Genomic DNA, 24,449 nt, shown 5'->3' on the forward strand with positions numbered 1-24,449 from the left:
GATATGTGGCAGACACTATTCGGCGCGGTGAACATAGTCGCGCTGATTGGCTGGGTCTTCCTGATCCTCCTCCCGCATAAGCCGCTGCCGCTGACCGCGGTCCTGTATCTTGGCGTGGGGCTGCTTTGCCTCGTCTACACGGCAGGTCTGATAGCGCTCATGAGCGGGATCGCCGATGCCGGAGTGGGCGGATTGAAGGCCGATTTTTCTTCAATCGAAGGCGTACGCGCCATTTTCGCCTCGGATGGCGGTGTCACCGTCGGCTGGACACACTATCTGGCGTTCGATCTTTTCACCGGGCTATGGATTGCGCGGGATGCCGATGCGAAGGGATTTTCGCGGATCGTGCAGGCGCCGGTGCTGCTGGCCACGCTGGTCGCGGGTCCGGCCGGGTTGCTCGTCTGGCTCATCATTCGTGAACGGCGCGCGAGGACGCACGGCCGCATGAAAACCTAGTTGAAGGTTCGAAATCAAAGATGCCCAAACGCAAGCGCCCGCCGGAATTTCCGACGGGCGCTCATGCGACCATAATTATAGGGGAACGATCAGATGGCGCGGTCGCCAGCCTCACCAACCGATTCGATGTCTTCACCGACACCCTTGACCGTGTTGCAGGCAGCAGTCGTGATCGTCATTGCTGCAATGCCGACTGCGATGAGAAATTTCCGTGTCATCGTTCGTTCTCCGAATCTCGGCCCGATCTTGGGCCATCAGGCATACAACCATCCGTTAGATCGACGGTTCCCTAATCTGGCAACATTTGGCGCGCCTCAAGCTCGGTTCGCCGCTTTCTAGTCAAAAAGTGCTCGCGCCAGGCGATCGTAACCCCAGCGGCGATGATCAGTGGCGCGCCGATCCAAGTCGAAGCAGGGGGCAGATGTTCGAACACCGCCCAGCCGAACAATGTGGCCCAGATAATTGCGGAATAATCCATCACGATCACCGTGGAGACTGTTCCTACCCGCAGCGCCGCTGTGAGCAGGAATTGTCCGAGAATGCCGAATAACGCGAGCCCTGCCAACAAGCTCCACTGATAGGGCGTGTGCTGCTGCGCAACGAAGGGCATCGCCAGCGCGAGGATCGGAGTGGTGAAGGCCGAGAAGTAGAAGACGATCGTAAGCGGATGCTCGGTCTTGCCGAGATCGCGGATCTGGATCGAGATCAGTGCGATCATGAATGCCGCGCCGATCGCTACCAGCGCGCCGTATAGCCGAATGTCGCCGCCGCCGGGCTGTGCGATGATCACGACGCCGGCAAATCCCAGGATAACTGCAGCCCAGCGGTACGGTCCGACCTGTTCCCGCAGCAAAATCGCCGACAGGATTACCGCCCAGATGGCGGAGGTGAAGCCGAACGTTGTCGCTTCCGCGAGGGGAAGTAGCAGTACCCCCCCGAAATTAAGCACCATGCCGACTATTCCGTAAGCGGCGCGCTTGCCGTGGAGCGCCATCCGGTCGGTTTTCAGCAACAGCATTCGCCCGCTGAAGTAAAACCAGCCAGCCAGCAGGGGGATTGTCACGACCTGCCGCCAGAACAGTATTTCGAGCAGGTGCACGCCGCTTTCGCCAAGCAGCTTAACGAACACCAGCATCAGTGACAGCACCAGTGCCGCGCCCAGCCTGATTACCAATGCGAATAGCGGTCTCTGCTGCGGCCCGTCGGTCATGGGTCCGCATTAGGCGAGGGCCGGATTTGTTCAAGCCGCCATTGCCGCCGGTCTGGTGGTTGCCGAACCGCTATCCAGCCGCCATATCGCGCGGCGCGATGAGCGTGCATGAATTCCTGACATTCGCCAGCGAGGCGGACATTGTGGGCCTTTGGGGCCTCGCGATGCTGGTGCTTGCCGTCGTATCGCTGATTGCCGAGCGCAGACGTATGAAGCGCACCCGAATTGACCGCATCGGCTGGGTACCGTGGACCAATATTTTCATGATCAGCGCCATTATCGGCATGGGGCTGCTGGCCCTGGCCGCCAAGGGAATACTGGCAGGGTAGGCTGCCAGCCCGGGAGCCTTTTTTAAAGGCAGGCTTCTAGAAACGCCTGGTCGAACCCGTATTGGCGGGCTTTTTCCAGAGTGTAGGGGCGCAGGCCGGAGGCACGGTATTCGCCGATGATCTTGCCGTCTTCGCTCTCGTCCAGGTATTCGAACTTGAACAATTCCTGCGTCACAATCACGTCGCCTTCCATCCCGATGACTTCGGTGATGTTGGTCGTGCGTCGCGAACCGTCACGCAGACGCTTTACCTGGACGATCAAATCGACCGATTCCGCGATCTGCCGCGAAATGGCTTCCTTCGGGATCTTGATGTCCCCCATCAGGATCATGTTTTCCATACGGCCGAGGCACTCGCGCGGGCTGTTGGCGTGGAGCGTACACATCGAACCGTCGTGGCCGGTGTTCATCGCGGCGAGCAGATCGAAACATTCCGCTCCGCGAATTTCGCCCAGGATAATCCGGTCCGGGCGCATACGCAGCGCGTTCTTCACGAGGTCTCCGATAGTGATCGCACCCTGTCCTTCGAGGTTTGGCGGGCGAGTTTCCAGCGGCAGCCAGTGCGGCTGCTGCAGGCGAAGTTCGGCAGCATCTTCGATCGTCAGCACGCGTTCGCCGGGATCGATCATCTTTGACAGGGCGTTGAGCATCGTGGTCTTGCCCGAGCCTGTACCGCCCGAAATCACGATGTTCATGCGGCTGGCACCAGCGACCTTGAGCGCGGTTGCCATCTTCTCGCTCATGGAACCGAAGTCCTTGAGCATGTCGATGGTGATCGGCTTTTCGGAAAATTTACGAATTGAGATGGCAGTGCCGCGCAGCGACAGCGGTGGCACAATCACGTTCACACGCGAACCGTCCTTGAGACGGGCATCGGCCAGCGGTGTGGTCTGGTCGACGCGGCGGCCGACCTGGTTCACGATCCGCTGCGCGATCTGGAACAGGTGCTGTTCGTCGCGGAATTGGATCGGGGCGAGGGTAAGCTTGCCCTTGCGTTCGATGTAGGTCTGGTCCGGACCGTTGACCATGATGTCGGAAATCTCCGGATCCTGGAGCAGTTCTTCCAGCGGACCGAAGCCAAGCAGCTCGTCGATCAGGACCTTTTCGAGCGCAAATTGCTCGCGCCTGTTGAGCGTGATCTTCAGTTCGGCAAGAACTTCGAGGATGATCGGACGGAATTCTTCGGACAACTCGTCCTTTGTCAGCGTCGCAGCCGCCTCAGGATCGACCCGTTCGAGTAGGCGCGGCAGCACCTGTTCCTTGATCTTGTGGACGCTCGCTTCGAAACCTGCCGGGCCCGCAGCTGGTTCCATGACATTGTTGGCCCGGTCCGCCAGGCGGGTCATCGCATCGGCTTTTATTGGCTGCGCGTTTTCGCCGATGTCGACTTCGACGCCTTCACCAGGGAGCGGCGGAAACTGCTCACCGCCGGACGCTTTGGCCGAACGGTTCTGCCCCGAGCCATCGCCGCCCTTCATGGGCTTCGCGACCCCGAATGCCGGACGTCCGCCAGCAGTCATGCCCGCTGGCCCGTTCTTGCGTCCGAATGCACTCATTCTATCGTCCCCACACCTATATAGTCCGCACGCATCCTCACTGGATCTCAGGGGATACCTTATGGGTGTTAATCAAAAATGGTAAACAAGTCGCAAAGGACAGCAAGGCGGTGTCAATTTTCGGCTCGCTGCGTGGTGGGCTCAAACTCGTTCCGGTAGAGCGCCGCAGTCTCGCGCACTACTCTACCCCAACTGTAATAGGTCGCACTTGCGGCGATCGACCTTCCGATAAACCCAGCCCGCGCTTCCGGGCTCCAGGCGTTCAGGTCGGCAATCTTGTCCGCCCATGCGTCGGCGTCCCCGCTCGGGAGCAGGAAGCCGGTCTCTCCACCGATGACCGCCTCGCTTAGGCCGCCGCAGTCGGCTGCCAGAACTATGCCCCCCGCAGAGGCCGCTTCGCAGGCTATGAGGCCGAAGCCTTCGAATTCGCCGTTTGCCAGTTCAAGGTTGGGGAGAACCACGCAGAGCGCTGCGCCATAAGCTTCGGCCAACCCTTCAGGGTCGAGCTTGCCAAGATAGCGCACCCGTCGATGGTCGAGCGCTGTTTCTTCTGCCGCGTCCCACCTAGTTCCCGCGACTTCCAGCGTGATGTGTGCCGGTAACCTGTCCAATACGTTCTCGACGAACCAGCGGAGACCTTTCCGGCGCACCAAGCGGCCTGCGAACAGGATCGTCCGGCGCGGCGGTGAACTTGGGGTAATGCGCGAAATATCGGTAGCGAGGGCGACAATCGCAGTCCGCTGCCAGCCGTTTTCATGGCAGGCCGCTTCGGTGGCAGAGGAATTGGCGATCACCCGGGCATCGGGGAGCAGTTTACTGCCAAGCTTCAGATATGCGCCGTATAGCCGGCCTCTAATTCCGCCGCGACGGGGATAAGATACGTCGGTACCATGTGCGGACAAGATGACGCGGTTCCGCTTTCTTGCTAGCAGGCCGGCCGGCCATAATGCCATGTCTGCAACATGGATCACGTCGGGAGCATCGCTGAGGGCCATCCATTGCCGAAGGACCTTGAACGGGAACCACAGCAATGCGACAGCGGAAGGCGGGCTACCGTCAGCATTGCCTGGCAGGGCAGCGATTTCGAGACGGTGAGTTTTCGCCAGTTCTTCCGTCAGGCGCAGGCAATACGTTTCCATCCCGCCCATTGCCGGTGCCCATTTGCGGGTGACGAACAGCACCGATTGCCGGGATATCAGGTATTGCCCCGCCTCCTCGTTGCCTAATTGCTGCGGAGTCAGAAGCCGGTCCAGAAAAGTCCCTCCAGTTCGGGCTTGTCGGTTCGGCTGCGGTCTTCTCCCCACAGCAATTCGCTTTCTTCCGATAGAGCGGACAGCTTTATCGCGCCCCGTACTAGCGTGATCGTCTGGCCGTCCCTGTACATCTTGCCGTTCACCGTAACCGGCCCGCCATTCACTGTGTAGGGACCGGGCACCCTCAGTTCCACCCGGCGGGTTTCTCCAGCTTCCAGCTGCTGGCCAGCCAGCCACAGGGGGCCCCAGTAATGCACATAACTGCCGCGCACGGAGGCTTCGTCTTTGGGTAGGAATATCCCAGTCGGCGCGTCGCTGCGGAGGAGGCTGGTTAGCATGGGATCGTTTTCCACCACCAGCGGGACCGGACCTTTCGCCATTGCCTGTGCGTATATCGGAACTCCGCGATTACGGTAGATCTCCATCCCCCACGGGGTCATGAACCCGTTACCCTTCGTGAAAGTGGGAAGCATGTAGGACATGTCGAAGTAGGTCGTGCCGGATGGGAACATGGTATCGGCCATCTCGAGGATCTGGCGTTGCTTGTCGATACGGCTTTCTCCATCGATCGACCATATGAACACCGCGTTGGCCGTCAGAATTAGCGCCACAAACGCCTCTGCATAACGCTTCAGGACCAACGGGATCGATACGGCGCAAGCGGCTGCGACCGGGGGCAGCATGAACGCGTAATAATAGGGCGCGGTGTTGTGATAGAACAGCGGCGTCAAGACGGGGGCAATCAGTCCGGCCAGTGCGATCCGCTCCGACAGGGGGCGGGACTTTTCCCTCAGCCGGCCGGGGACAAGCAGGATCAGCAGGGCCAGCGGCATCGCAAACAGCACTGCCTTGACAGCGATGAACCAATATGGAGGTACGCCGAGGGAAAACATCTTCGACCCGGACGCGCCGATCATCGCTGCAGCTTGCGGCGCGTCCGGCTTCGTGATTCCGGACGAATGCAGGAGATAGGTGATCCCGAACACCGCCAAACCAGCCGTTCCGGCCAGCGCGATACGCATCGCCATCGCCGCCGAACCGTTTGCGTCCCGCCAGCGCAGCCAGGCGAGGCCAGCGAACGCGGGCAGGTAGAGGGCGACCTTGATCGTCACCATCAGCGACCATCCCGTCAACAGTCCGAACACCAGGATCGACCAAGCGTTCATCCTGCTGCGGACGAGGATCGCCATTGCAGAAGTAAGCAACGCCGCCGCCAAGGGATCGGTACGGAAGGAGAAGCCGTGCTGCAGGACAAAGCCGGCAGACAGATAAGCCAGCGCACAGAGAAGGGCTGTTTGCTGGTCCGCAAACCGTCGGGCAATTGCCGCAATCGAAGCCACGGTTATGATTTCGCACGCGAACATCACTATGCGGCCAGCGACGATCCGATCGACTTCCGAACCAGGCAACAGCGTCAGCCATTCGAACAGCCGCGTGTGGATGGTTTGCAGACCGCGTTCGAGCTGCCCGTTCGCGAACCGTTCGACTTCGGCGTAATAGTAGAACTCATCCCAGTTAATCGCGCGGGTAAACACCAGCGAGAACTGCAGCGCCAAGACGATGAAACTGCCGGCCAGCGGCAGAGTACGCGTATCGAAGCTTGCGAATCTGCGGCTGACTGCGCCCAGTGTTGCCGTGGTCATCCTGCGGCCTTGCGCGGAGGGATTTCGACGCCGGCCTGCTCGCTGCGATTGCTCGATTGCCGGTCAGCCTTGTCGTGAAGTTCCCGGATTTCCGTCAGCGCCGTCTCCAGCAATTTGCGGTTTGCGGAGACGAGATCGGCCAGCACGCCGAGGATTGCAACCAGCGAACCAAGGATCAGGAGCGACCCGCCAATGACCAGCGACTGGATATGGCCGCCGCCGTCGCCTAGCGCCCAAAACCACAGGAAACGCAAAATCGGCATCAGGCCCAGCAGCGCGATCAACATGCCGCCGCCAACGAACGCCCGCAGTGGATTGTAGGTGGTATAGGCCCGGGCAATCGTAATACCGGTATTGACAATGAACCGGGGGATGGAACTGAATAGCCGTGAAGGACGCGGAGTCGCATGCGTCCGGATCGGCACGCTGGTGATTGCCAGCCGTTTGCGTCCGGCCTGGATTAGCATGTCCGTGGTGTAACTGAAGTCGGTCGTAATGTTGATCTGCTGGGCTGCAGCGCGGGAAATGGCACGGAATCCGCTGACTGCATCGCCGATATCGGTGCAAGACAATCGCCGGACAACGCCGCTCCCGAGGCGTTGCAGACGGCGCTTGAGGGGCCCGAAATGCTCGTTGTTTGCCACACCCCGGTCGCCGATGACGATGTCGGCCCGCTGCGCCACGATGGGTGCGACCAGCAGCGCGATATCCGCGCCTTCGTACTGCCCGTCGGCATCGGTGTTGACGATAATGTCCGCGCCTTCGGCCAGGGCCGTTTTCAGGCCGGAGCGAAAGGCGGCGGCGAGGCCCCGATTGCGGCGGTGGCGCACGATATGGTGCACGCCCCACAGGCGGGCGATCTCCGAAGTCCGGTCGTGGCTGCCATCATCGATCACCAGGATTTCAATCGTGTCGATCCCGGCAATCACGCGCGGGATCGCCGCCAGCGTTGCCGGCAAATCGTCCGCTTCATTGTAGCAGGGTATCTGGACAATCAGTTTGGTCACTCGGCCTCCGGCGCGCTCGGACGATCTTGCCTTTCGGGGCACAATCCGGCGTTCATGATGGGCAAAATGGCGGGCAGGTTTTAAGGAAGCGTAAACTACGCTTGGAAATCTTATCCTTACCCTGACCCCGCCTGCTCTGACGCTTCGCCGCGTAACCTCGCGCCGCGACCCTATGGACACCGCCCAATGAACCAATTCGTCCGACATACCTGCTGCATTGGAACTGACCTGTGCTGAAGACGGAACAAGGCGGCCTGATCCTCGCGCTCGCGGGTTTCGCGCTGCTGTCGAGCGGCGATGCCGTGATAAAGACGATGGCGGGCCAGTGGTCGCCGCTGGCGGTTGCGGCGCTGCGCTTTACGATTGGTGCGGGCGGATTGTCGATCATCCTGCTGTTGAAGGAAGGCCGCAGCGCTTTCCTTCCGCAGCGACCCTGGCTCCAAGCCGGGCGGGGCGTCTGCCTGGCGGTTGCGACCATGTGTTTCTTCGCCGCAATCTTCGTGATGCCACTGGCGGAAGCGACCGCGCTCATATTCCTCGCGCCGATTATAACCGCACTGCTCAGCGGGCCGCTGCTGAAGGAGAAAGTCCGCCCGGCAACGTGGATCGCCTCGCTCATTGCCTTCGCAGGCGTGGCGCTGGTGCTGCGCCCCAACCTCTCGGAGCTTGGCCTCGTCGCGCTGTTGCCGCTCGGATCGGCGTTCGCGTTCAGCCTGATGATGCTCGCCAACCGGGCGGTGGCGGGGCAGGGCAGTTCCCTGTCGATGCAGGTTTTCGTTGCCGCCGGTGCGGCGTCGGTACTGTTGCTGTGTGCGGTCATCGGCGATGTCAGCGGCGGCGAACGGCTTGCGGTCGGTTGGCCGGACTGGACCGTTATCGCACGCTGCGCGGTTGTCGCGGTCACTGCCAGCACGGCCCACTGGCTCGTCTATCTCGGGACCACGCGGGCGGGGGCGGCAACGATCGCGCCGATGACCTACGTGCAACTGCTCGTCGCGGTGACGCTCGGCTGGTTGATCTTCGGTGACACGCCCGATGCCATGACGCTTGCGGGCGCCGCCGTGATCATCGGAGCGGGCCTCTATTTGTGGAACGCCGGACGCGAAAAAGTTGCCTGATCACAGTACACTGGTAAATCCCCCGCCAATCTTTATCTGGTAGGATCTCTCGACCGGACCGAACTGCGGACCTTCCGGCAAACCTTGAATGTGAGAATACTCCCTATGTGCGGAATTATCGGTATTGTCAGTGGTCAATCCGTGTCGGACCGGCTGGTCGATGGCCTGCGCCGGATGGAATACCGCGGCTACGACAGCGCCGGAGTCTGCACGATCAACGACGGCACGCTGGTCCGCCGCCGTGCTCAGGGCAAGCTGAACAACCTTGTTGCGGAACTGGCAGAGCATCCTGCTCCCGGGACCATCGGTATCGCCCATACCCGCTGGGCGACGCACGGCGCCCCGACCACCCATAACGCGCATCCGCATGCGACGCCCCTGGTGGCGCTGGTGCACAACGGGATCATCGAGAATTTCCGGCCCTTGCGCGATGAATTGCTCGAAGCCGGACGGACCCTTGAAAGCGAAACCGACAGCGAAGTGGTCGCGCATCTGGTCTCTGCCGAAATCGAAGCAGGCGCGGCGCCGGAGGAAGCAGTGCGAACGGTCCTGCCCCGGCTACGGGGCGCCTTTGCGCTGGCCATTACCTTCCGGGATTATCCTGATATGCTCATTGGCGCGCGCCGCGGATCTCCGCTGGTCGTGGGCTACGGCGAGGGGGAGATGTTCCTTGGCTCCGATGCGCTGGCACTCGCATCGCTTACCCAGAAAATCGCCTATCTCGAAGAAGGCGACTGGGTCGTCATCACCCGCGAAGGTGCACGGGTATATGACGATGAAAACACATTGGTGCAGCGGGAAATCACCACCTCCGGCGCGTCGGCGGCTGCAGTGGAGAAGGGCAATTACCGCCACTTCATGCAGAAGGAGATCTTCGAACAGCCGACGGTCGTCGCGCAAACGCTGAAGAGCTATATTCGCCAATCCGATAACACGGTGGCGCTGCCGCAGATGGATTTCGATCTGTCCGCAATCAAGCGGGTGACCATCGTGGCGTGCGGTACGTCCTATTACGCCGGCATGGTCGCGAAATACTGGTTCGAACATTTTGCCCGCGTGCCGGTCGACATCGATGTCGCCAGCGAGTTCCGCTACCGCGACCCGGTGCTGGAGGAAGGTGGATTATCGCTGTTCATTTCCCAGAGCGGGGAAACCGCCGATACGCTTGCCGCCCTGCGCCATTGCAAGGCTGCTGGCCAGACGATTGCCGTGGTCGTCAATGTTCCCACCAGCTCGATGGCGCGGGAAGCGGACCTGTTGCTGCCGACCCATGCCGGCCCGGAAATCGGCGTCGCATCGACCAAGGCGTTCACGTGCCAGTTGGCCGTGCTCGCTGCGCTCGCCGCGCATCTTGCGGTCAAGAAAGGCCGGATGGACCGGACGGAAGAACAGGAAGTCGTCCGGCATTTGCTGGAAGCACCGGCTGCGCTTAACGCGGCGCTCGATCATGATGACGATATTGCCGCGATGGCGCCGCTGATCGCACCCGCGCGCGATGTGCTGTATCTGGGGCGCGGCCCGGATTATCCGCTGGCGCTCGAAGGGGCTCTCAAACTTAAGGAAATCAGCTACATCCACGCGGAAGGTTACGCATCGGGCGAAATGAAGCACGGGCCGATCGCATTGATTGACGAAGCGGTCCCGGTGATTGTGCTGGCACCTTCGGGACCGTTGTTCGAAAAGACGGTGTCGAACATGGAGGAAGTCCGTGCTCGCGGGGGCCAGATCGTGCTGATATCGGACCGGGAAGGCCTAGCCGAAGCGGGCGACGGCTGCATCGCCACTATCGAAATGCCCCGCGTCCACCCGTTGATCGCGCCGCTGGTCTACGCGGTCCCCGTCCAGTTGCTGGCCTATCACACAGCCTGCGTTAAAGGCACTGACGTGGACCAACCGCGCAACCTGGCAAAGTCCGTCACGGTCGAGTGACCTCGGGACCAGGTCCCGTTTGTATGTAGGCGGACAATATAAACTTCCGAGTTACATTAGAAAGTTCCGTCCAAAATCTTTATGACAAATAAAACTTCCGAGCGACCTCTTTGTCTATTGCCTTTTGGCTCAAGCACTTATTTGATAACTGATTGGCGATTTATCTAAGTATAGGTCGATGGGAAGTGGACTCGATGAAGCACGGTGTCCAATTTCGCCACTAGGTCGGTCTCTTGCTTTGGGACTGCAACGGGGTAGCTATCGATCGCTCTGCACCTATCGCAAGGGCCGCATTCGCCGACAAAGCAGACGTAGGACAGGCAAAATCCGCGTCCTGAAAGCGGCCGTACGTTCATGAAGAAACATCCTTCAACAAATGGCGGGTATCAGGAAATGTCATAGACCCGTGCAACGGCGCAAGTGTCGGGGGAGACGCCATTGCCATATTGCTGCCAAATGAGCCAGCATAGGCAATGGAAAGCCGGGACCGAGAGTCCGATGCCATGGACCTCGTTCCTCACGAGCGTGGCCTTCCCAGTGAATGGTCCACCTTTCAGATCGTCTGCTCCGTGATCTTGGGATGAATGGGCACGGCGCCGTGGACTTCTTCAACAGCGTGCATGATCGGTCTGCTTTTCGTCAAACAAAGGTAGATCGGAACGTGCCAGCGCGGTGTTAAGGACCGGCTTCATTGACCAGCGAGTTCCGCCACAAGCGAGGGTGCGGGATAGATCGTTTCGAGCGCTTCCTGGATGGCATGGGTCGAAACAGCCACGGTGCGATTGCGCGTACCGTCATAGCCATAGTTTCCGCCAAGGGAGTGGATGTTGCCATCGAACGCCGCGCCGATCACCGTACCGGCGCGATCAATCACGGGACTTCCGGAATTGCCGCCGATAATATCGTTAGTAGTGACAAAATCGTAGGTCTTGGTCTTGTCGATATTCGCTTCGTTGGCAGCGAATGCCGAGGCAACGTCAAACGGGGCATTGCCGGTGGCGCGTTCGAACGTGCCGCCCAGTGTGGTGAGGATCGGAACCTCGTTGCCGCGCTCGGTCCAGCCCTTCACCCGGCCGTAGCTGATCCGCAACGTAAAGGTCGCATCGGGATAGACGCTATCGCCATAAGCGGCAAAGCGCGCGTCGGCGAGCCTGATTCCGGCAACAGCAAGCGGGCCGGAATACTGCGCATCGGACAGTGCCTTCAGTTCGCGCTGGCGTTTGGCAAGTTTCAGCGCGTACTGGATCATTGGATCGTCCGAGGTTTCGACCGCTTCGAGCCCGCCATCCCACAGTGCCTGGCGGACCGCAGGATCGGCAAGCCGGGTGCCGTTCACCAGACGCTCGGCCAATTGCTCCGGGCTCTCCTTTCCAAGCAGCAATTGCGAATCGGGATCGTCGACACCGAGATATTCGCGCGCTTTCGACAGGCTCCACTCCATTGTCAGCGTGTCGAGCCAGGAATAAATCGGCCGCTCGTCAAGAAGCCGCTTCTCCGTCAGCGGCAGCGCGCTGTCGGTGTAGCCGGGCAGCCGTTCGGAATTGGGCTTGGAGCGTTCCTGCGCGGCGAAAACCAGCGTCTGGGCGTAGCCATAGAGGTCGCCCGACGGTTGCGTGAAGCGAAGCGGGTAATATAGCGTTCGGTAGGAATTTATTGCCTCATCGACTGTGCTCCAGGGATCGCCGATCTCCGCGTTGCCCGCACTTTTGGCACGCAAATCGCTTTGCGCTTCGACCAGCTTGCCGGTGAACGCTGGATCGTTGAGCGCCGCGGTACGGCCGATATAGACCTTTAGGCTGTTCTCGACCCCGCCGAGCATGTCGCGCCCTTCGCGGGTCTTCTCATCGCTTTCGTCCATCGCGCTGATGAGCCTCCCGCGCAGTTCGCTCAGAGTGGCGACCGTGACCGGCAGGCGCACTTCCCGCTCGAAAGCAAGCTGACTGTCCGTCCACAATCGACTTGTCGAACCCGGGTTCCCGACCACGAAGGTGATCTCGCCTTCTTGCGGCGCGCGCGGATTCCATTTCAGGTGATCGGGTGTCGCCACCGGCTGGCCGTTTTCGTAGGCGCGCAGAAAGCTGGCATCGAGCGAATAACGCGGGAAGTTGAAGTTGTCGGGGTCACCGCCGAAGGTAGCCGCGCGGTCTTCCGGGGCCCAGGCGAGCCGTACGTCCGAGTATTTACGATAGGTGTACAGCTTGTACTGACCACCACCGAACAGCGTCACGACCTGGCAGCGGGTGGTTTCGGTGTCAGGGCAGCCGGCGCTTTCCAGTTCGGCAATTTTGGCGTCGCGCGCCTTGGTCAGTGCCGCGCCGGAAAGCTCACCGATCGCTCCCATGACATCCCCGGTGACGTCCGAGATCGAAGTGACCACTTCCGCCTGCTGGCCCGGGCAAGTCAATTCTTCCTCTCGCTCCTTTGCGGTGAAACCATCGGCGAGGTAGTCCCTGGCATCGGTCGAATTGTCGAACAGGCAACTTGCAATGCAGTGGTGATTGGTAAGGATGAGACCATCGGAGGACACGAAGCTTGCCGAACACCCTCCGGTCAACCGCACTGCCGAATTGCGCACTGCATCGAGCCACGCCTGATCCGGAGCCCAGCCATATTGGTCGCGGACCCTCTCCGCAGGGAATCCGTCAAAGGTCCACATACCTTCTTCGGCCATCGCGGGCTGCGAGGCCAATGCGCAAAGAGCTGTTGCGGCAAAGAGTATGTTTCGGCGAAATTGCATCGGACTGTTCCTCGAGAACCAAGAATCGGTATAAGTTGCTGCCGCTACACGAGATAGCGGACTGCGTTCATCGGGCTTCTAGTCTCGATTGACGGCATAACGCCAGCCCCATGGCAACGAACATCAGCCAGTAAACGCGGTAGTCTTCCAATCATTCAGAAAGATTGAAAGACATTGGCAATAAAGCTGCTTTGTTACGCTACCACAAAGCACTAGGTTCGGGGGGGACTTAGCCGACATGGACATCTACGGTCCTAAAAGTGAGGCCTGAACGTCCGCTCGGTCACCTAGTTCGGAAGTGCACGTCCTCCCCCCAGGCGGTTAGCTGCCGCTCGACCTAGGCGCTGGTAACGCGACGGCTTCCGCCGACAAAGCGGTCGTTCGCAGGTTTGTTTTTCTCATCTGAAACCTGCCATTCGTTCAGGGTTCGTGGAGCGCCCACGACTGGCGGTCATTAGGACTGCGAAAATCGGTGCTGGATGGCGAAAAGTCGCGGAAAGCAGACATCAGGTGAAAGAGTAGTTGTAGAATCTGCCGAACATGTGCCGACAGGAAACGATGTCACCGAATATGTTGGTCTTGCGAGGATCGGTGCGAGTGTTTTTCTCGCCAACAAATGCGGATGTCGAAGCTCTTCCAGTGGCCGCTCAGCCGAAGGCTTCTATTTTGCGGATTTCTACACCACCAACGGCATCTTTCGCTAAATCCTCTGACAACGAACTTATATAGGAGATTAGCGCTTGATTGACACAAGCCCCTGCAAGACGGTTTCCTTCATTGTCTAAGGCCTCGAGAGCAACCTCTAGCAACGAGATAATCCCATTTGGAATATCTCCTTGGCAAAATGCGACTGATTGAAGTGCAGATTTCATATCGTTACACAGCCTCCAAAAATAGGTTGCGATGATCATGTTACTTCTTGCACTGGCCGTTAAGCAGTCGATTAAAATGCCACTGACAGTATCTTTCTTATCATGAATTGCATTTGAGCGCAAAAATCCTCAGATCGGCCAAATTGGTCTCTAATGCACAGATTTTTACAAATAGCCGATCTACATGCCGACAGTTCAAGTCATTTTATCGCCACCTTGTATGCAGTGCCAACTTGCGGCGCGGCTGATGGCAGCGGGACCACAGTGCGGAAGAATTATCGACGTCGCTTACCAAGTACATCACTGTGTTTTCGAAGTTAATATACACGGGGACGATTTGCATGGCTTATAGGTCCCAGTCACCGATTGATGCCACACCCCGCTCGAAATTGCCGAATGAAAGAGCCATTATCTGGGAGAGAAGAACTTTTTTAAAACGCCCCCTGAGGCAACGCCTCGGGTTTCAACCCTAGCAAGCTGGCGGGACAACCGGTCCTGTTGCAGGGCCAGCTCACGCAAGCGTCGCGCAACGAGCGGATCGGGATGCGCCGACGCAAGCTGACGGGCCTTCCGCGCCAGCTGTGAGTAATAAATCGAGTCGCGTAATTCCGACATTCGCCAGCCCTAGTAACAAGCCAACAGTTCGGTGGACATTTCTACAGCCTCGTCCTGTTTGAGCACACTTATACTCGAAATGCGTGTGTGGCAAAGATTACGCGCCGATCCGTGGAGCGGGAGGCGGTCCGGCAACTTAAGCTTGGCTGTTACCGAAATCGGTTAATCGCTACGACCTGACAAAGAGAGTTATCTTTGCCTGCGCTGCGCTGCGATTGCATGGTCTATCATCAGCTGCTTCCGTCGACAACGCGGTCATTTCCCGGCTCGAAGTTCTGACCTGATAGCGGCCGTCCGTTCAGGTACGTTGTCGTTCCATGCTCGGCCAATTACGTATTTAAGAAAAAGTGCCGCGATGGCGGTAGGTCTGAAGGAGCGGAATGTCCGTTTCTTGATGGTCCGATATCGGGCATCGAGCCCTTACTTCGAGTTTTGGCGCTGACAAACTAAAGTTAGCCTTCCGTTCGCACTGTCGTAAGGTTGAGGCCAATGGCGCCGATCAGGATCAGCGCCATAAACCCGACTTGCGCCAGTGTCAGGCTCTGGCGAAATACAACCCAGCCGATCACCGCGATGGCAACAATCCCTAACCCCGACCACATCGCATAGGCAACCCCCATCGGAATGCGGGTCATAGCGAAGGCCAACAGCCAGAAGCATACGCCATAACCCGCCATCGCGGCCATGCCATACCCCAAGCGGGTCATTCCTTGCGAGGCGTTGAGTAGGCTGGTCGAGACAACTTCTAGCGCGATGGCGCCAAGCAGCAGCGCCCAGGGGTTGATGGTCATTGGCGAGTCTCCTTGGTGGTGGGTTGCTTCAGCGCCGCCTCGAGAAATGCAATGGTCCGCGGCCAGCCATCCTTGCGGGCGGCAAGGTTGCCCTCTTTTGTGCCGCCGAACAGCGTAATGATCCACGGCGCCTCCCGGCCTTCTGCTAGCGGTGGTCCGACGCCGAAATGCCCTGCATCCTTATAGGCGAGCACAGTTGTCGCAGCCGCGCTGCCTTCGGCGTTGCGGCGGTCCCTGGCAGCGCGGGCCATCGTGCACGATGGCCAAAGGCTGTCTGCCTCCCCGCACAGCAGCAGTACCGGCCCAGTAATGCGTTCAGCCGGAATGATAGCCTCAGGATGCTTGTGCAAATTGGCGAGCGCGGGGGTATAGACGTCGCCGTCCCAACCCACGTCAGTTATCGGCAGGAAGGGGACTGGCTTGCCGCCCACGCTCCAGCTTGAACCTTCGACGGGCGCAAGGTTCCAGTCGAATCCCTGCCACACAACGTGGCTGGGCGCAGCGGCAACCACGGCGCGCACATCCGGCCGGCGGCTCGCCACCAGCAGCGCGGCCTCGGCCCCCTTCGAGGTGCCCATCATCGCCAGCCGCTCTGGATCGACTGCGTCCTGCGCCTTCAGCCAGTCCAGCCCGCGGGTGATGGTCTCGATCGGCACGAGTTCCAACTTCGCTGGCTGATCCGGCAAACGATAATAGGCGATGGCAAGGACCGCAAACCCGCGTCTCGCCAACAACTGGGCTTGGCTGTCCACCCCGGCGGCAAGGCCACCTTCCGATCCGCCCAGAATGAGGATTGCCGGACGCCGGTCGCTCCCCTGGCCCGCGTAGAAATTGCCGATCAGTCCCGGCTGATTGATGCGCTGTCCGCTTGGCCCGGGCTCTGCCAGTTCAATCGCCGGTATCCATGGCTTGGTAGTCCAAAGCCAGACGCCGCCGACGATCAAAAACACTAACAGCACGGCAAGTATTATGCCGATCCATTTCAACCATTTGCGCATAACCTAGCTCCCCTTTTTAGGTTGCTCGCCGAACCATGTCGGCACTGGACCGATGTCCGCGCCAGCGGCGAGCGCCTTCTCGGTCGCCTCGCGGATGAACCGCCATACCGCGCCGTCAAATCCCGGGTCGATTCCGCCTTGCCCGCGCCAGCTATCGACATCGTCATACATCGCTCGGGTACTGTTCCACATGCCGGGCGTGGCGACGGCCGAGAACGGGGCGAGCAGGGCCATCCACTCGCGCACGAAGGTCAGTGCTTCGGCACAGTCAGGTGCGAGCGGCAACGCGGCGCTGATGCGCTCACCGAGATCATGCCATTTTTCGCCATATTCTGCGCTGGTGAAATCGGATCCAATCGCAGGCATGGCGCGCGAGAACTCCTTCTGCACGCGCTCGTCCATGTAGCGATCCGTAAGTTTCTGCCACGCCTCCCGCTCCTTGGCCGATGCCTGTTGGCTGTCATGGATCAGTCGGCACAAAGTTGCAGGATCGAGCAATTGATTGCGTCCCAACCGTGCTTTCACCGCTAGCAAAAGCGCGCGCATGTCCGCCAGCCGGTCGGCCTCGGCCTCAACCGTTGCGATCTGCGCGTCGATCAGCTGCGCCAGGTCATGTTGTCCGCGGTCGAGAACAGTTCCGATGGCTTCCAGCGTCAACCCCGCGCGCTTCAGTGTGATAATCTGGTGAATACGCTCGAGCTCGGCCGCACCATAGAGCCGCCGCCCTGATGCCGCCCGCATCGGCTGGAGCAGTCCTCGCGCTTCATAATGCCGCAATGCCCGGCTGGTGAGTCCGGTCCGGCGGGTGACTGTGGCAATGTCCCAGAGTTCGGCCATACCGGCACGATAGCACTTGACGCTACGTCAAGTTCAAGAGGTAAAATGCAGGATGCAATAAGTGTTTGCAGTTTTTCGCTGTAGCTATTGCCACAAGGGGAAGCATAACCGCCTTGCCGGACATTTTGCGCAACAAATTATCGATTGGCTTGAACCGCTGACAAAGCCGACATTGATCCGCCCGGGCCGATCTCCCAAACCAGTCGTAGGTTCACACAGAAACTTGTGGCAACAAAAAGCCAATTATTACGGGGCGCGCGGTCCGCTCGGCATCGGAATGGATTATAACCAGATTGACACCTATTGGCGCAATGGCCGGACATTCCCCTTTGATAATCTGACCAGCGCCTATTTCTCTTGAAGCTGGAAAAGGTCCTCGACCGAAGCTTCAAGAGCGTTTGCAAATTTCAAAGCAACAACGATTGAAGGAGCGAAAATACCATTCTCCACGGTGTTTACCGTCTTTCTGCTCACTCCCATCCGCTCGGCCAACTCCATTTGTGTCAGGTCTGCAGCTTCGCGATAGCGTTTGATGGCATTGGCGAGCTCCTCAACCATTGGAATAGAGCTCACCGATTCCCAGCGCTACGAAGGCAGTGCCCAGGCCCATGCTTGCAATAATGTGGCCGGCTCGCTGCGCGGGAAGCGGGTCGAACGGGCTGACAGCCACCACCAGGAAGCAAGTGAAGATGGAGACCACGAACCCGATTTTTATCGCCCTGTCGCGGTTTGCCTTCGACGGTTCGTCATCCGCGAGAGTCCGCGCTTTGCGGGGTAAGAACCAACCTCCGCCAGAAAGTAGCAGGAGTAGCATGACGATGGCAAAAAAGAGCCAAGCGGAGGTTTGAATTAAAGCCCCAGACGACGTTGACCCCCAGTCCCAAGCAAACACGACGCCCTGCTGTAGCGCCAGTATGAACGCGCCGATGAAAGGCGCGGCGAGCGCTCTCGTTTTCCCAAACTGCTCGGCTGTCTCGTAATCATCGACCATCAATCACTCCTGTAACTTGTAGGTTACATGTAACCCGTGGGTGACAGATGTCAATATTGTCAGTGATGTGTACGCAGTTGGAGCCGAGGCTCGTTTCTCCAAGCACATCTCACGTAATGGGCTCGGGTAGGGAAACTGCATCGGGTTTGCTGCGTTTTCGATTCAATATTGATTTAAGTTAAAGGCAGTTTGCATGAAATCGTTCAAAGGGGATTCACCGGCAGCCGCTCTTGCGAGCGTGCTGTCGGACCGAAGCGAGCTTGCTCTGGTCGCGGTCGAACGCACCCGTATGCCAATGGTCGTTACGGACCCTCTGCAACCCGATTCTCCGATCGTGCTGGCAAACGAGGCCTTCTTAAAATTGACGGGATACTCGGCCAACGAGGTGATCGGCAGCAATTGCCGATTTTTGCAAGGTCCGAATACCGCGCCGGAGGCGATCGAGGAAATCCGGCGGGGCATCGCTGCCGATGATCACTTTGTGACTGTTGAATTGCTGAACTACCGCAAGGATGGATCCACGTTCTGGAATCAACTGGAGATCAGCCCCGTTCACGATCAAACCGGCCAGACGATTTACCACTTCGCCTCACAGAAGGATGTCACTGAAAGACGCCGGGGAGAGGAACTCGAAGTGATCGAACGGCTGCTGTTGATGGAAGTCGACCATCGGTCAATGAACGCTTTAGCCTTGGTGCAAAGCATTCTCCAACTTACACAAGCCAACGATATATCGGGCTACTCGGCGGCGGTTATGCAGAGGGTCGACGCGATCGCGCGCGTTCATCGGCTTCTGGCAAAGTCGAGCTGGAGCGGGACGTTGCTCACCGATCTCATCACCGAAGAAATGCACGATGAGCGAGTGCAGCTAAATGGGCCCAGAGCGCTAATTTCTCCACGTCTTGCTCAGCCGCTCGCGGTCGTTCTTCACGAGTTAACTTCCAATGCACGGCAACACGGAGCGTTGCTGACGAAGAAGGGCCGGATCTCTGTGTCTTGGACTGTCGCGGCCGAGGAACTGCAGATTGAGTGGTGGGAACAAGGAACCCATCCGATTGTTCCCGAACCGCAAATCGGGTTTGGGCTTTCTCTTGTCCAGGCAGCGGTCAACCGCCAGCTTCAGGGGACCACGAAATTGAACTGGGGCAACGACAGCTTTCGGGCGCGGATGGTCATACCTACCGACGGTGATGTGAGAATTGTAGCTTCGTAGCATTATCGCGCTGTACTCAGGCCGTGTGTGGCAAGACGGCCTGACCAAGCATTGTGGCGGTATCGCCGACAAAGCCGCCATTCCGAGCCTCATTTTGCGTCATCGAAACCTGCCGTCCATTCAGGTTTCGTCGAGCAATCCCGATTGACCGCTGCTAGGGTCGTAATAATCAGGCCTAGAGGGACCAAATGCAGTGGGTTGCTGCAGACCGTCTTTCACTCGCAAAGACCGCCACACCGGACAAAAGTTCGGCCGCTTACGTTTCAGACATCCTAGTTCTGCAGCTTCCACCGAATGGAAGAGACTTTGATTTTAGGCATATTAGCGGGTCACGACGTCTTTCGACATGGGAGCCAGCTTAGCGAGAAAACGGTTTTGCACCGCAAACGGCACTCTCTCTTCGCGCATGGCTTTTTGAAGGTTCTCAACCAGGGCATTCAGGTCAGCCATTTTCACACCCAAATCAGCATGCGCAGTAATCATGTCCCGGCCCGAGTAATCACAGCCCGCATCCAGAAGGTAACAGAATTGTTCAAACAGCGTGCGCTTTAGCCGTACCGTGTCGCGCGCCACGAATATCGCTGAAATGCGCGGGTCCTGTTCGGATAATTCAACGGTTCGTTCCGCAATTTTCCGGATGCCTTCATGGCCGCCGAAGTAACTGGCCATCTTGGCATTGTCGAAAGGCTCGGCGCCTGCATTGGCATTGTCAGGGGCAAATGGTTCGATCGGAAATTCGCCGGTAAGCGGGTCGCGGACTTTTTCCTCGACGCCAAATTCCTTGTCCCAGTCGATATTCGAGGCTGGGCTTTCCTGAAGCATGACAAGTGTGAGTATTATTGAAAACATGCAAAATGACCTTAGAATGCGATCTGCGCCGACAGGAACGCGCCGCGCTGATTTTCAAATGTGGCGATAGATCCTAAATCGGCATAAGCGGCTGTTACCGTAACATTATCCGTTACCGCAAAGGCGGCGAACAGGTCCATCCAGTTGTCTTCTCCCAATCCGAGATTATCGGGTTTGGTCCGCATTTCCGCACCGATTATGGCGCGGCGCGAGAGCTGATAGGCCAGTGAACCTTCGAACTGGAAATCGTAACCTTTTCCCGCAGCGCTGCCAAAACCCAGCAAGCCAGTTTGATTTGCCTCGGTATAGCGCGCCGTGGCGGAAACTAGCAGACTGCGCGAAAGGATCAGTTTGGATGCGCTCAATGTGAAATCGGTGCCATTTGGGCTGTCAGCACCCACAGCCGTGGTGACCGCCCCGTCAAGATTGCGCTTATGCTGAACGCCGACACTGATTTGCGGAACAAGTGGCTCACCATAAACCAGGTCGCCCGCTAGGCGCAGCTTTGCGGCAAAGACATCCTGATTTAGCGTGTACCCCTGTCCGAGGCCCAGCGCCGTTCCGACATCGCGTGTATCGAAATTTTGGCGAGCATAGGACAGCTCGACCCGGTTCGCGATCCCAATGGCCACCCCGTGGCTCTGCCATCCATAATCGGGAAGTTCGATCACCGTAACATGGCCGGTAACTCCGATACCGCGATCGGTTTCGAGCCCGCTGATCGTGGCCCATGTGGCAATACCGCCGCCGCTGGCACCCTCGATGGAGCTGGCTGCATTGGTTAACACCAGCTTGCCGCCATCCAGAAAATCGCCGTCTTTTGCAGCGACATTCGAAGGGGATGCGACAATTGAGAGAATGAACGCAGTGAAGGAAAGGAGCCTAGCCATCTCTGTTCATTGGCGGATGATGGTTAAATCCTAGTTAATCACCATTCGCGCCCGGACCGAAGAGCTTTGTTAAGTCTTTCCGGCTATTCCGGCACCACTGTGAAATTCCTTCTCTTTCCTCTCGTATTGGTATGCCTCGGCCTCCCATTGGCTACGTCATGGGCGGCGGGCAACTCTGCCGTGCGCATCCAGGTCGTGGACGAGAACGGTGTTCCGGTGCGCGATGCCGTGGTCGAAATCACACCCGCCAGCAGCAGCGGCAACGAATTCCGATTTCCGTGGCGCGCAGCGATGGCACAGAAAGACCTGGCTTTCACTCCCGGCACTTTGGTTGTGGCAAAGGGCAGTTCCGTCGCGTTCCCCAATCTCGACCGCGTACGCCACAGCATCTACAGTTTTTCAAAGGCAGCACGCTTTGAAATCGACCTCTACGGACGAGACCAGACACGCAGCCAATCTTTCCCGGCAACCGGAACTGTCTCGCTGGGCTGCAACATTCACGACATGATGCGGGGATACATTCGCGTCGTCGATACTCCGTATGCAGGCATGACCGATCACAATGGCATCATGTCAGTTGCGGGTGTACCCAACGGCCGCGCCACGGTCACCTTGTGGCACCCGCGCCTTCGTTCGCCGGCTAATGAGTCCAGCAGCAGCATTACAATCGCTGGTAGCCTGTCGAAGAAATATACGGTCAAATTGAAATGACCCCGACGTTGCAACGGATTGCTTCGTTACGCTTTGGTTCGCTCAGGCTGCGCATTGCCGTACTGTACGCTGCCCTGTTCGCTGCAGTCATAGCGGTGATCATGATCATTGTCGGCCAGGGCATCGCCCGTTTCGGTGAAAACAGTGCGACCCGCGATCTGGCTGCCAACGCCCGCGTATTCGACGAAATTCTGGATTTGCGCGCCCGCCAGATGCGCGGTGCAGCCGATGTCCTTTCCCGTGACTTCGGATTTCGTGCAGCAGTCGCGACTAACGACAGGGCAACCATCTCCAGCGCACTCGATAGCCTGCGTAACCGTTCGCGCAGCAGCGCTGCATTTGTGGTGGGGTATGACGGGTCATTGATTGGTTCTACCGGTAACCTCCTTCCCGATGGCGAGAAACTGTGGGCGCCTTTGGATGATGGCACCGAGCGCGGCGTCATCCGGGTCGGAAATGACATGGCTCTGGCCGCCGCTTCACCTATCGAAGTCCCAGATCTGGTAGGCTGGTTAGTGGTCACGCAGCCGCTCGATAAAGTCGAGATGGATAGGCTGGTAAAGCTGGCTGCAATAAATTTGAGCGCCAAGGTCATCCGTACGGCTGACCTGTCCCCCAGTTTGAAATCGGCACCTCTGGGGAAAGTGTTCGAACACAGTGATGGCGACCGCTTTCTCGTCCGGATATCAACTCTACCAGCGCTTGAGGATGGATTGGCACCCCTCCTCGTGCTGCGCCATTCACTGACCGGATCGCTAGCGGAATATAACGGGTTGAAATGGTTGCTGGCACTTCTCGCGATTGCAGGACTTGCGCTAGTCATCGCATTAAGCTGGCGCGTGGCGCGAACAATCACAGCGCCGCTTCGCAAACTCGATGAAGCAACGCGGCTGGTTGGCGAAGGTCGCCAAGTGGAAGTGCTGGTCGAGACAAATGACGAAATCGGGCGTCTTGCCGGCAGCTTCAACACGATGATCAAAGCCATCGACGAGCGCGAGAAGCGTATTATCCACGTCGGCTTGCATGATGGACTAACTAGCCTGCCCAATCGCAAACTATTCGTTGAACAATTGGCGCAATCCCTTGCCCGGCAGAAGGAGGATGACCGTTTGATGGTCATCTATGTCGATCTGGATGATTTCAAGGTAGTCAACGACACGCTCGGACATCCGGCAGGCGACGCATTGCTGCGCAATGTGGCGAACCATTTGCAGTGCCAATTGAAGGATGCCACAATCGCGCGATTAGGCGGCGACGAGTTTGCAATTTTGATCGACGGAGTGGGATCGGACGAAAGCCTCGCTTCGATCGCGCGAGATGTCCAATCATGCTTCATGCGAACCATTTCCATCGATGGGCAACAAGCCGACTGTTCGGCCAGTCTTGGCATAGCAGTGGCTCCGGGAGACGGCGCTGACAGCAATACGTTGATGAAGCATGCCGACCTCGCTCTTTACCGCGCGAAACGCGAAGGCAAATCCGGCCATCATTTCTTCGAACCATCGCTCGACGAACAGGCACGCATCCGCCGCCAGATGGAACTGGACCTGCGCCAGGCAATCCGCGAGGGCGAGTTCGAATTATACTTCCAGCCGCTATACAGTCTGACCGAGGAGAGGCTGAAAGGTTTCGAAGCATTGATCCGCTGGCAGCATCCGCAGCACGGCCAGATAAGCCCACTGGAATTCATCCCACTGGCGGAAGAGACCGGACTAATTCTTCCAATTGGTGAATGGGTGATCCGCGAGGCATGCCATCAGGCCAGTATGTGGAACGACAAACTGTCAGTTGCGGTCAATGTCTCGCCCAAGCAATTCACCTCGCCCGATCTCACTGGCAAGATTCTTCAGGCAATCGCCGCGTCGGGCATCTCCCCGAACCGGCTCGAGTTGGAGATTACTGAAAGCATCTTCATCGCGAACGTCGAAAAGACAATGGCGATACTGCACAGGTTACGTGATTTGGGTGTTAAGATCGCTCTGGACGATTTTGGGACTGGCTATTCGTCGCTTAGCTATCTGCGTTCTTTCCCCTTCGATAAGGTGAAGATAGACAGATCCTTCGTCACCGATCTTGCCAATGGCGGCAATGGCCATGCCATTATTCGCGCGATCACGACGCTGGCTGATGCGCTGGGGATGGAAACGCTGGCGGAAGGGGTGGAGGAATTCGATCAGCTCGACATTCTCCGGCGCGAAGGCTGCCGCAATGTGCAGGGCTTCCTGCTCAGCAAACCGCTGTCGGCATTGATGGTCCGCCAATGGATGAACGGTGACGCAGAGAAGAACTTTCGCGCCAGCGCGGCTTAGGCTCAGGGCTTAATTCGGTCGACAATTGGGCAGCAGACTTTATGCAAAAGTGCAGATGAACTGCCTTCAGGACTGCTCGTTGGTAGCGCGACCGCTACCGCTGACAAAGCGGTCATTCCCGCGCTCATTCTACTCC

General features: G+C 58.4%; 23 protein-coding genes. 8 read left to right on the forward strand and 15 right to left on the reverse strand.

Going from position 1 to position 24,449, the window contains the following annotated elements:
- The first annotated feature begins 3 nt into the window (after positions 1-3).
- The gene (locus GRI65_RS12625) at positions 4-456 is read left to right on the forward strand and encodes an ABA4-like family protein (protein WP_160756915.1); all 453 of its coding nucleotides are present in this window, start codon (positions 4-6) and stop codon (positions 454-456) included.
- Between the two features lie 89 nt (positions 457-545).
- On the opposite strand, the gene GRI65_RS12630 is transcribed toward GRI65_RS12625, so the two are convergent.
- Together GRI65_RS12630 and GRI65_RS12635 are read right to left on the reverse strand one after the other, a co-directional pair.
- On the reverse strand, positions 546-674 hold the full coding sequence (locus GRI65_RS12630) for an entericidin A/B family lipoprotein (RefSeq protein WP_160756916.1): 129 nt from the start codon (positions 672-674) through the stop codon (positions 546-548).
- A gap of 71 nt (positions 675-745) precedes the next feature.
- Positions 746-1,666 (reverse strand): DMT family transporter, encoded by a 921-nt coding sequence (locus tag GRI65_RS12635; RefSeq protein ID WP_160756917.1) that lies wholly within the window; start codon positions 1,664-1,666, stop codon positions 746-748.
- Between the two features lie 98 nt (positions 1,667-1,764).
- Here GRI65_RS12635 and GRI65_RS12640 point away from each other — a divergent pair, with 98 nt between their 5' ends.
- Positions 1,765-1,995: a hypothetical protein gene (locus GRI65_RS12640; RefSeq protein WP_160756918.1), complete on the forward strand. Its 231-nt coding sequence runs from the start codon at positions 1,765-1,767 to the stop codon at positions 1,993-1,995.
- Positions 1,996-2,017: 22 nt separating this feature from the next.
- Here the strand turns inward: GRI65_RS12640 and GRI65_RS12645 are convergent, their stop codons facing one another.
- From GRI65_RS12645 to GRI65_RS12660, 4 genes are all read right to left on the reverse strand, one after another.
- Complete coding sequence (locus GRI65_RS12645) at positions 2,018-3,550, reverse strand: CpaF family protein (RefSeq protein WP_160756919.1); 1,533 nt, start codon at positions 3,548-3,550, stop codon at positions 2,018-2,020.
- Positions 3,551-3,663: 113 nt separating this feature from the next.
- Positions 3,664-4,731 (reverse strand): glycosyltransferase family 4 protein, encoded by a 1,068-nt coding sequence (locus tag GRI65_RS12650; RefSeq protein WP_160756920.1) that lies wholly within the window; start codon positions 4,729-4,731, stop codon positions 3,664-3,666.
- Positions 4,732-4,787: 56 nt separating this feature from the next.
- Complete coding sequence (locus GRI65_RS12655) at positions 4,788-6,446, reverse strand: ArnT family glycosyltransferase (RefSeq protein ID WP_160756921.1); 1,659 nt, start codon at positions 6,444-6,446, stop codon at positions 4,788-4,790.
- Entirely contained in the window at positions 6,443-7,453 is a 1,011-nt protein-coding gene (locus GRI65_RS12660; protein ID WP_332872653.1) for a glycosyltransferase family 2 protein, read from the reverse strand. The genes GRI65_RS12655 and GRI65_RS12660 overlap by 4 nt, the downstream gene beginning before the upstream one ends.
- 230 nt (positions 7,454-7,683) lie before the next feature.
- On the opposite strand from GRI65_RS12660, the gene GRI65_RS12665 reads away from it, so the two are divergent.
- Both GRI65_RS12665 and glmS read left to right on the forward strand, forming a co-directional pair.
- Positions 7,684-8,571 carry a DMT family transporter gene (locus GRI65_RS12665; RefSeq protein WP_160756923.1) on the forward strand — a complete coding sequence of 296 codons (888 nt, stop codon included), beginning with the start codon at positions 7,684-7,686 and terminating at the stop codon, positions 8,569-8,571.
- Between the two features lie 105 nt (positions 8,572-8,676).
- Complete coding sequence (glmS, locus tag GRI65_RS12670; RefSeq protein WP_160757137.1) at positions 8,677-10,500, forward strand: glutamine--fructose-6-phosphate transaminase (isomerizing); 1,824 nt, start codon at positions 8,677-8,679, stop codon at positions 10,498-10,500.
- A 688-nt stretch (positions 10,501-11,188) separates the two neighbouring features.
- On the opposite strand, the gene GRI65_RS12675 is transcribed toward glmS, so the two are convergent.
- From GRI65_RS12675 to GRI65_RS12695, 5 genes are all read right to left on the reverse strand, one after another.
- Positions 11,189-13,171 (reverse strand): S46 family peptidase, encoded by a 1,983-nt coding sequence (locus tag GRI65_RS12675; protein WP_232844129.1) that lies wholly within the window; start codon positions 13,169-13,171, stop codon positions 11,189-11,191.
- 713 nt (positions 13,172-13,884) lie between these two features.
- Complete coding sequence (locus tag GRI65_RS12680; RefSeq protein WP_160756925.1) at positions 13,885-14,148, reverse strand: hypothetical protein; 264 nt, start codon at positions 14,146-14,148, stop codon at positions 13,885-13,887.
- 1,028 nt (positions 14,149-15,176) lie between these two features.
- Positions 15,177-15,515: a DMT family transporter gene (locus tag GRI65_RS12685; RefSeq protein WP_202391308.1), complete on the reverse strand. Its 339-nt coding sequence runs from the start codon at positions 15,513-15,515 to the stop codon at positions 15,177-15,179.
- Positions 15,512-16,465, reverse strand: coding sequence for an alpha/beta hydrolase family protein (locus GRI65_RS12690; protein ID WP_160756926.1), 954 nt, complete (start codon positions 16,463-16,465; stop codon positions 15,512-15,514). The genes GRI65_RS12685 and GRI65_RS12690 overlap by 4 nt, the downstream gene beginning before the upstream one ends.
- A 51-nt stretch (positions 16,466-16,516) precedes the next feature.
- A complete protein-coding gene (locus GRI65_RS12695; RefSeq protein WP_160756927.1) occupies positions 16,517-17,350 on the reverse strand; it encodes a MerR family transcriptional regulator in 834 nt (277 codons plus the stop codon).
- A 61-nt stretch (positions 17,351-17,411) separates the two neighbouring features.
- On the opposite strand from GRI65_RS12695, the gene GRI65_RS12700 reads away from it, so the two are divergent.
- Positions 17,412-17,711 carry a hypothetical protein gene (locus GRI65_RS12700; RefSeq protein ID WP_160756928.1) on the forward strand — a complete coding sequence of 100 codons (300 nt, stop codon included), beginning with the start codon at positions 17,412-17,414 and terminating at the stop codon, positions 17,709-17,711.
- On the opposite strand, the gene GRI65_RS12705 is transcribed toward GRI65_RS12700, so the two are convergent.
- Entirely contained in the window at positions 17,699-17,908 is a 210-nt protein-coding gene (locus GRI65_RS12705) for a helix-turn-helix transcriptional regulator (protein ID WP_160756929.1), read from the reverse strand. The two genes, GRI65_RS12700 and GRI65_RS12705, sit on opposite strands and share 13 nt — an antisense overlap.
- Positions 17,901-18,341, reverse strand: coding sequence for a hypothetical protein (locus tag GRI65_RS12710; RefSeq protein ID WP_160756930.1), 441 nt, complete (start codon positions 18,339-18,341; stop codon positions 17,901-17,903). The genes GRI65_RS12705 and GRI65_RS12710 overlap by 8 nt, the downstream gene beginning before the upstream one ends.
- Positions 18,342-18,534: 193 nt before the next feature.
- Here GRI65_RS12710 and lov point away from each other — a divergent pair, with 193 nt between their 5' ends.
- Complete coding sequence (gene lov / locus GRI65_RS12715) at positions 18,535-19,554, forward strand: blue-light-activated histidine kinase (protein ID WP_160756931.1); 1,020 nt, start codon at positions 18,535-18,537, stop codon at positions 19,552-19,554.
- A gap of 321 nt (positions 19,555-19,875) precedes the next feature.
- On the opposite strand, the gene GRI65_RS12720 is transcribed toward lov, so the two are convergent.
- Both GRI65_RS12720 and GRI65_RS12725 read right to left on the reverse strand, forming a co-directional pair.
- Positions 19,876-20,376: a group I truncated hemoglobin gene (locus tag GRI65_RS12720; RefSeq protein WP_232844130.1), complete on the reverse strand. Its 501-nt coding sequence runs from the start codon at positions 20,374-20,376 to the stop codon at positions 19,876-19,878.
- 38 nt (positions 20,377-20,414) lie between these two features.
- The gene (locus tag GRI65_RS12725) at positions 20,415-21,293 is read right to left on the reverse strand and encodes a DUF3034 family protein (RefSeq protein WP_160756933.1); all 879 of its coding nucleotides are present in this window, start codon (positions 21,291-21,293) and stop codon (positions 20,415-20,417) included.
- A 99-nt stretch (positions 21,294-21,392) separates the two neighbouring features.
- Here GRI65_RS12725 and GRI65_RS12730 point away from each other — a divergent pair, with 99 nt between their 5' ends.
- Together GRI65_RS12730 and GRI65_RS12735 are read left to right on the forward strand one after the other, a co-directional pair.
- Positions 21,393-22,004 (forward strand): cupredoxin domain-containing protein, encoded by a 612-nt coding sequence (locus tag GRI65_RS12730; RefSeq protein ID WP_160756934.1) that lies wholly within the window; start codon positions 21,393-21,395, stop codon positions 22,002-22,004.
- 101 nt (positions 22,005-22,105) lie between these two features.
- The gene (locus GRI65_RS12735; RefSeq protein ID WP_269816331.1) at positions 22,106-24,313 is read left to right on the forward strand and encodes a putative bifunctional diguanylate cyclase/phosphodiesterase; all 2,208 of its coding nucleotides are present in this window, start codon (positions 22,106-22,108) and stop codon (positions 24,311-24,313) included.
- The last annotated feature ends 136 nt before the right edge of the window (positions 24,314-24,449 follow it).

The organism is Allopontixanthobacter sediminis, assembly GCF_009828115.1.
Classification (GTDB): Bacteria; Pseudomonadota; Alphaproteobacteria; order Sphingomonadales; family Sphingomonadaceae; genus Allopontixanthobacter; species Allopontixanthobacter sediminis.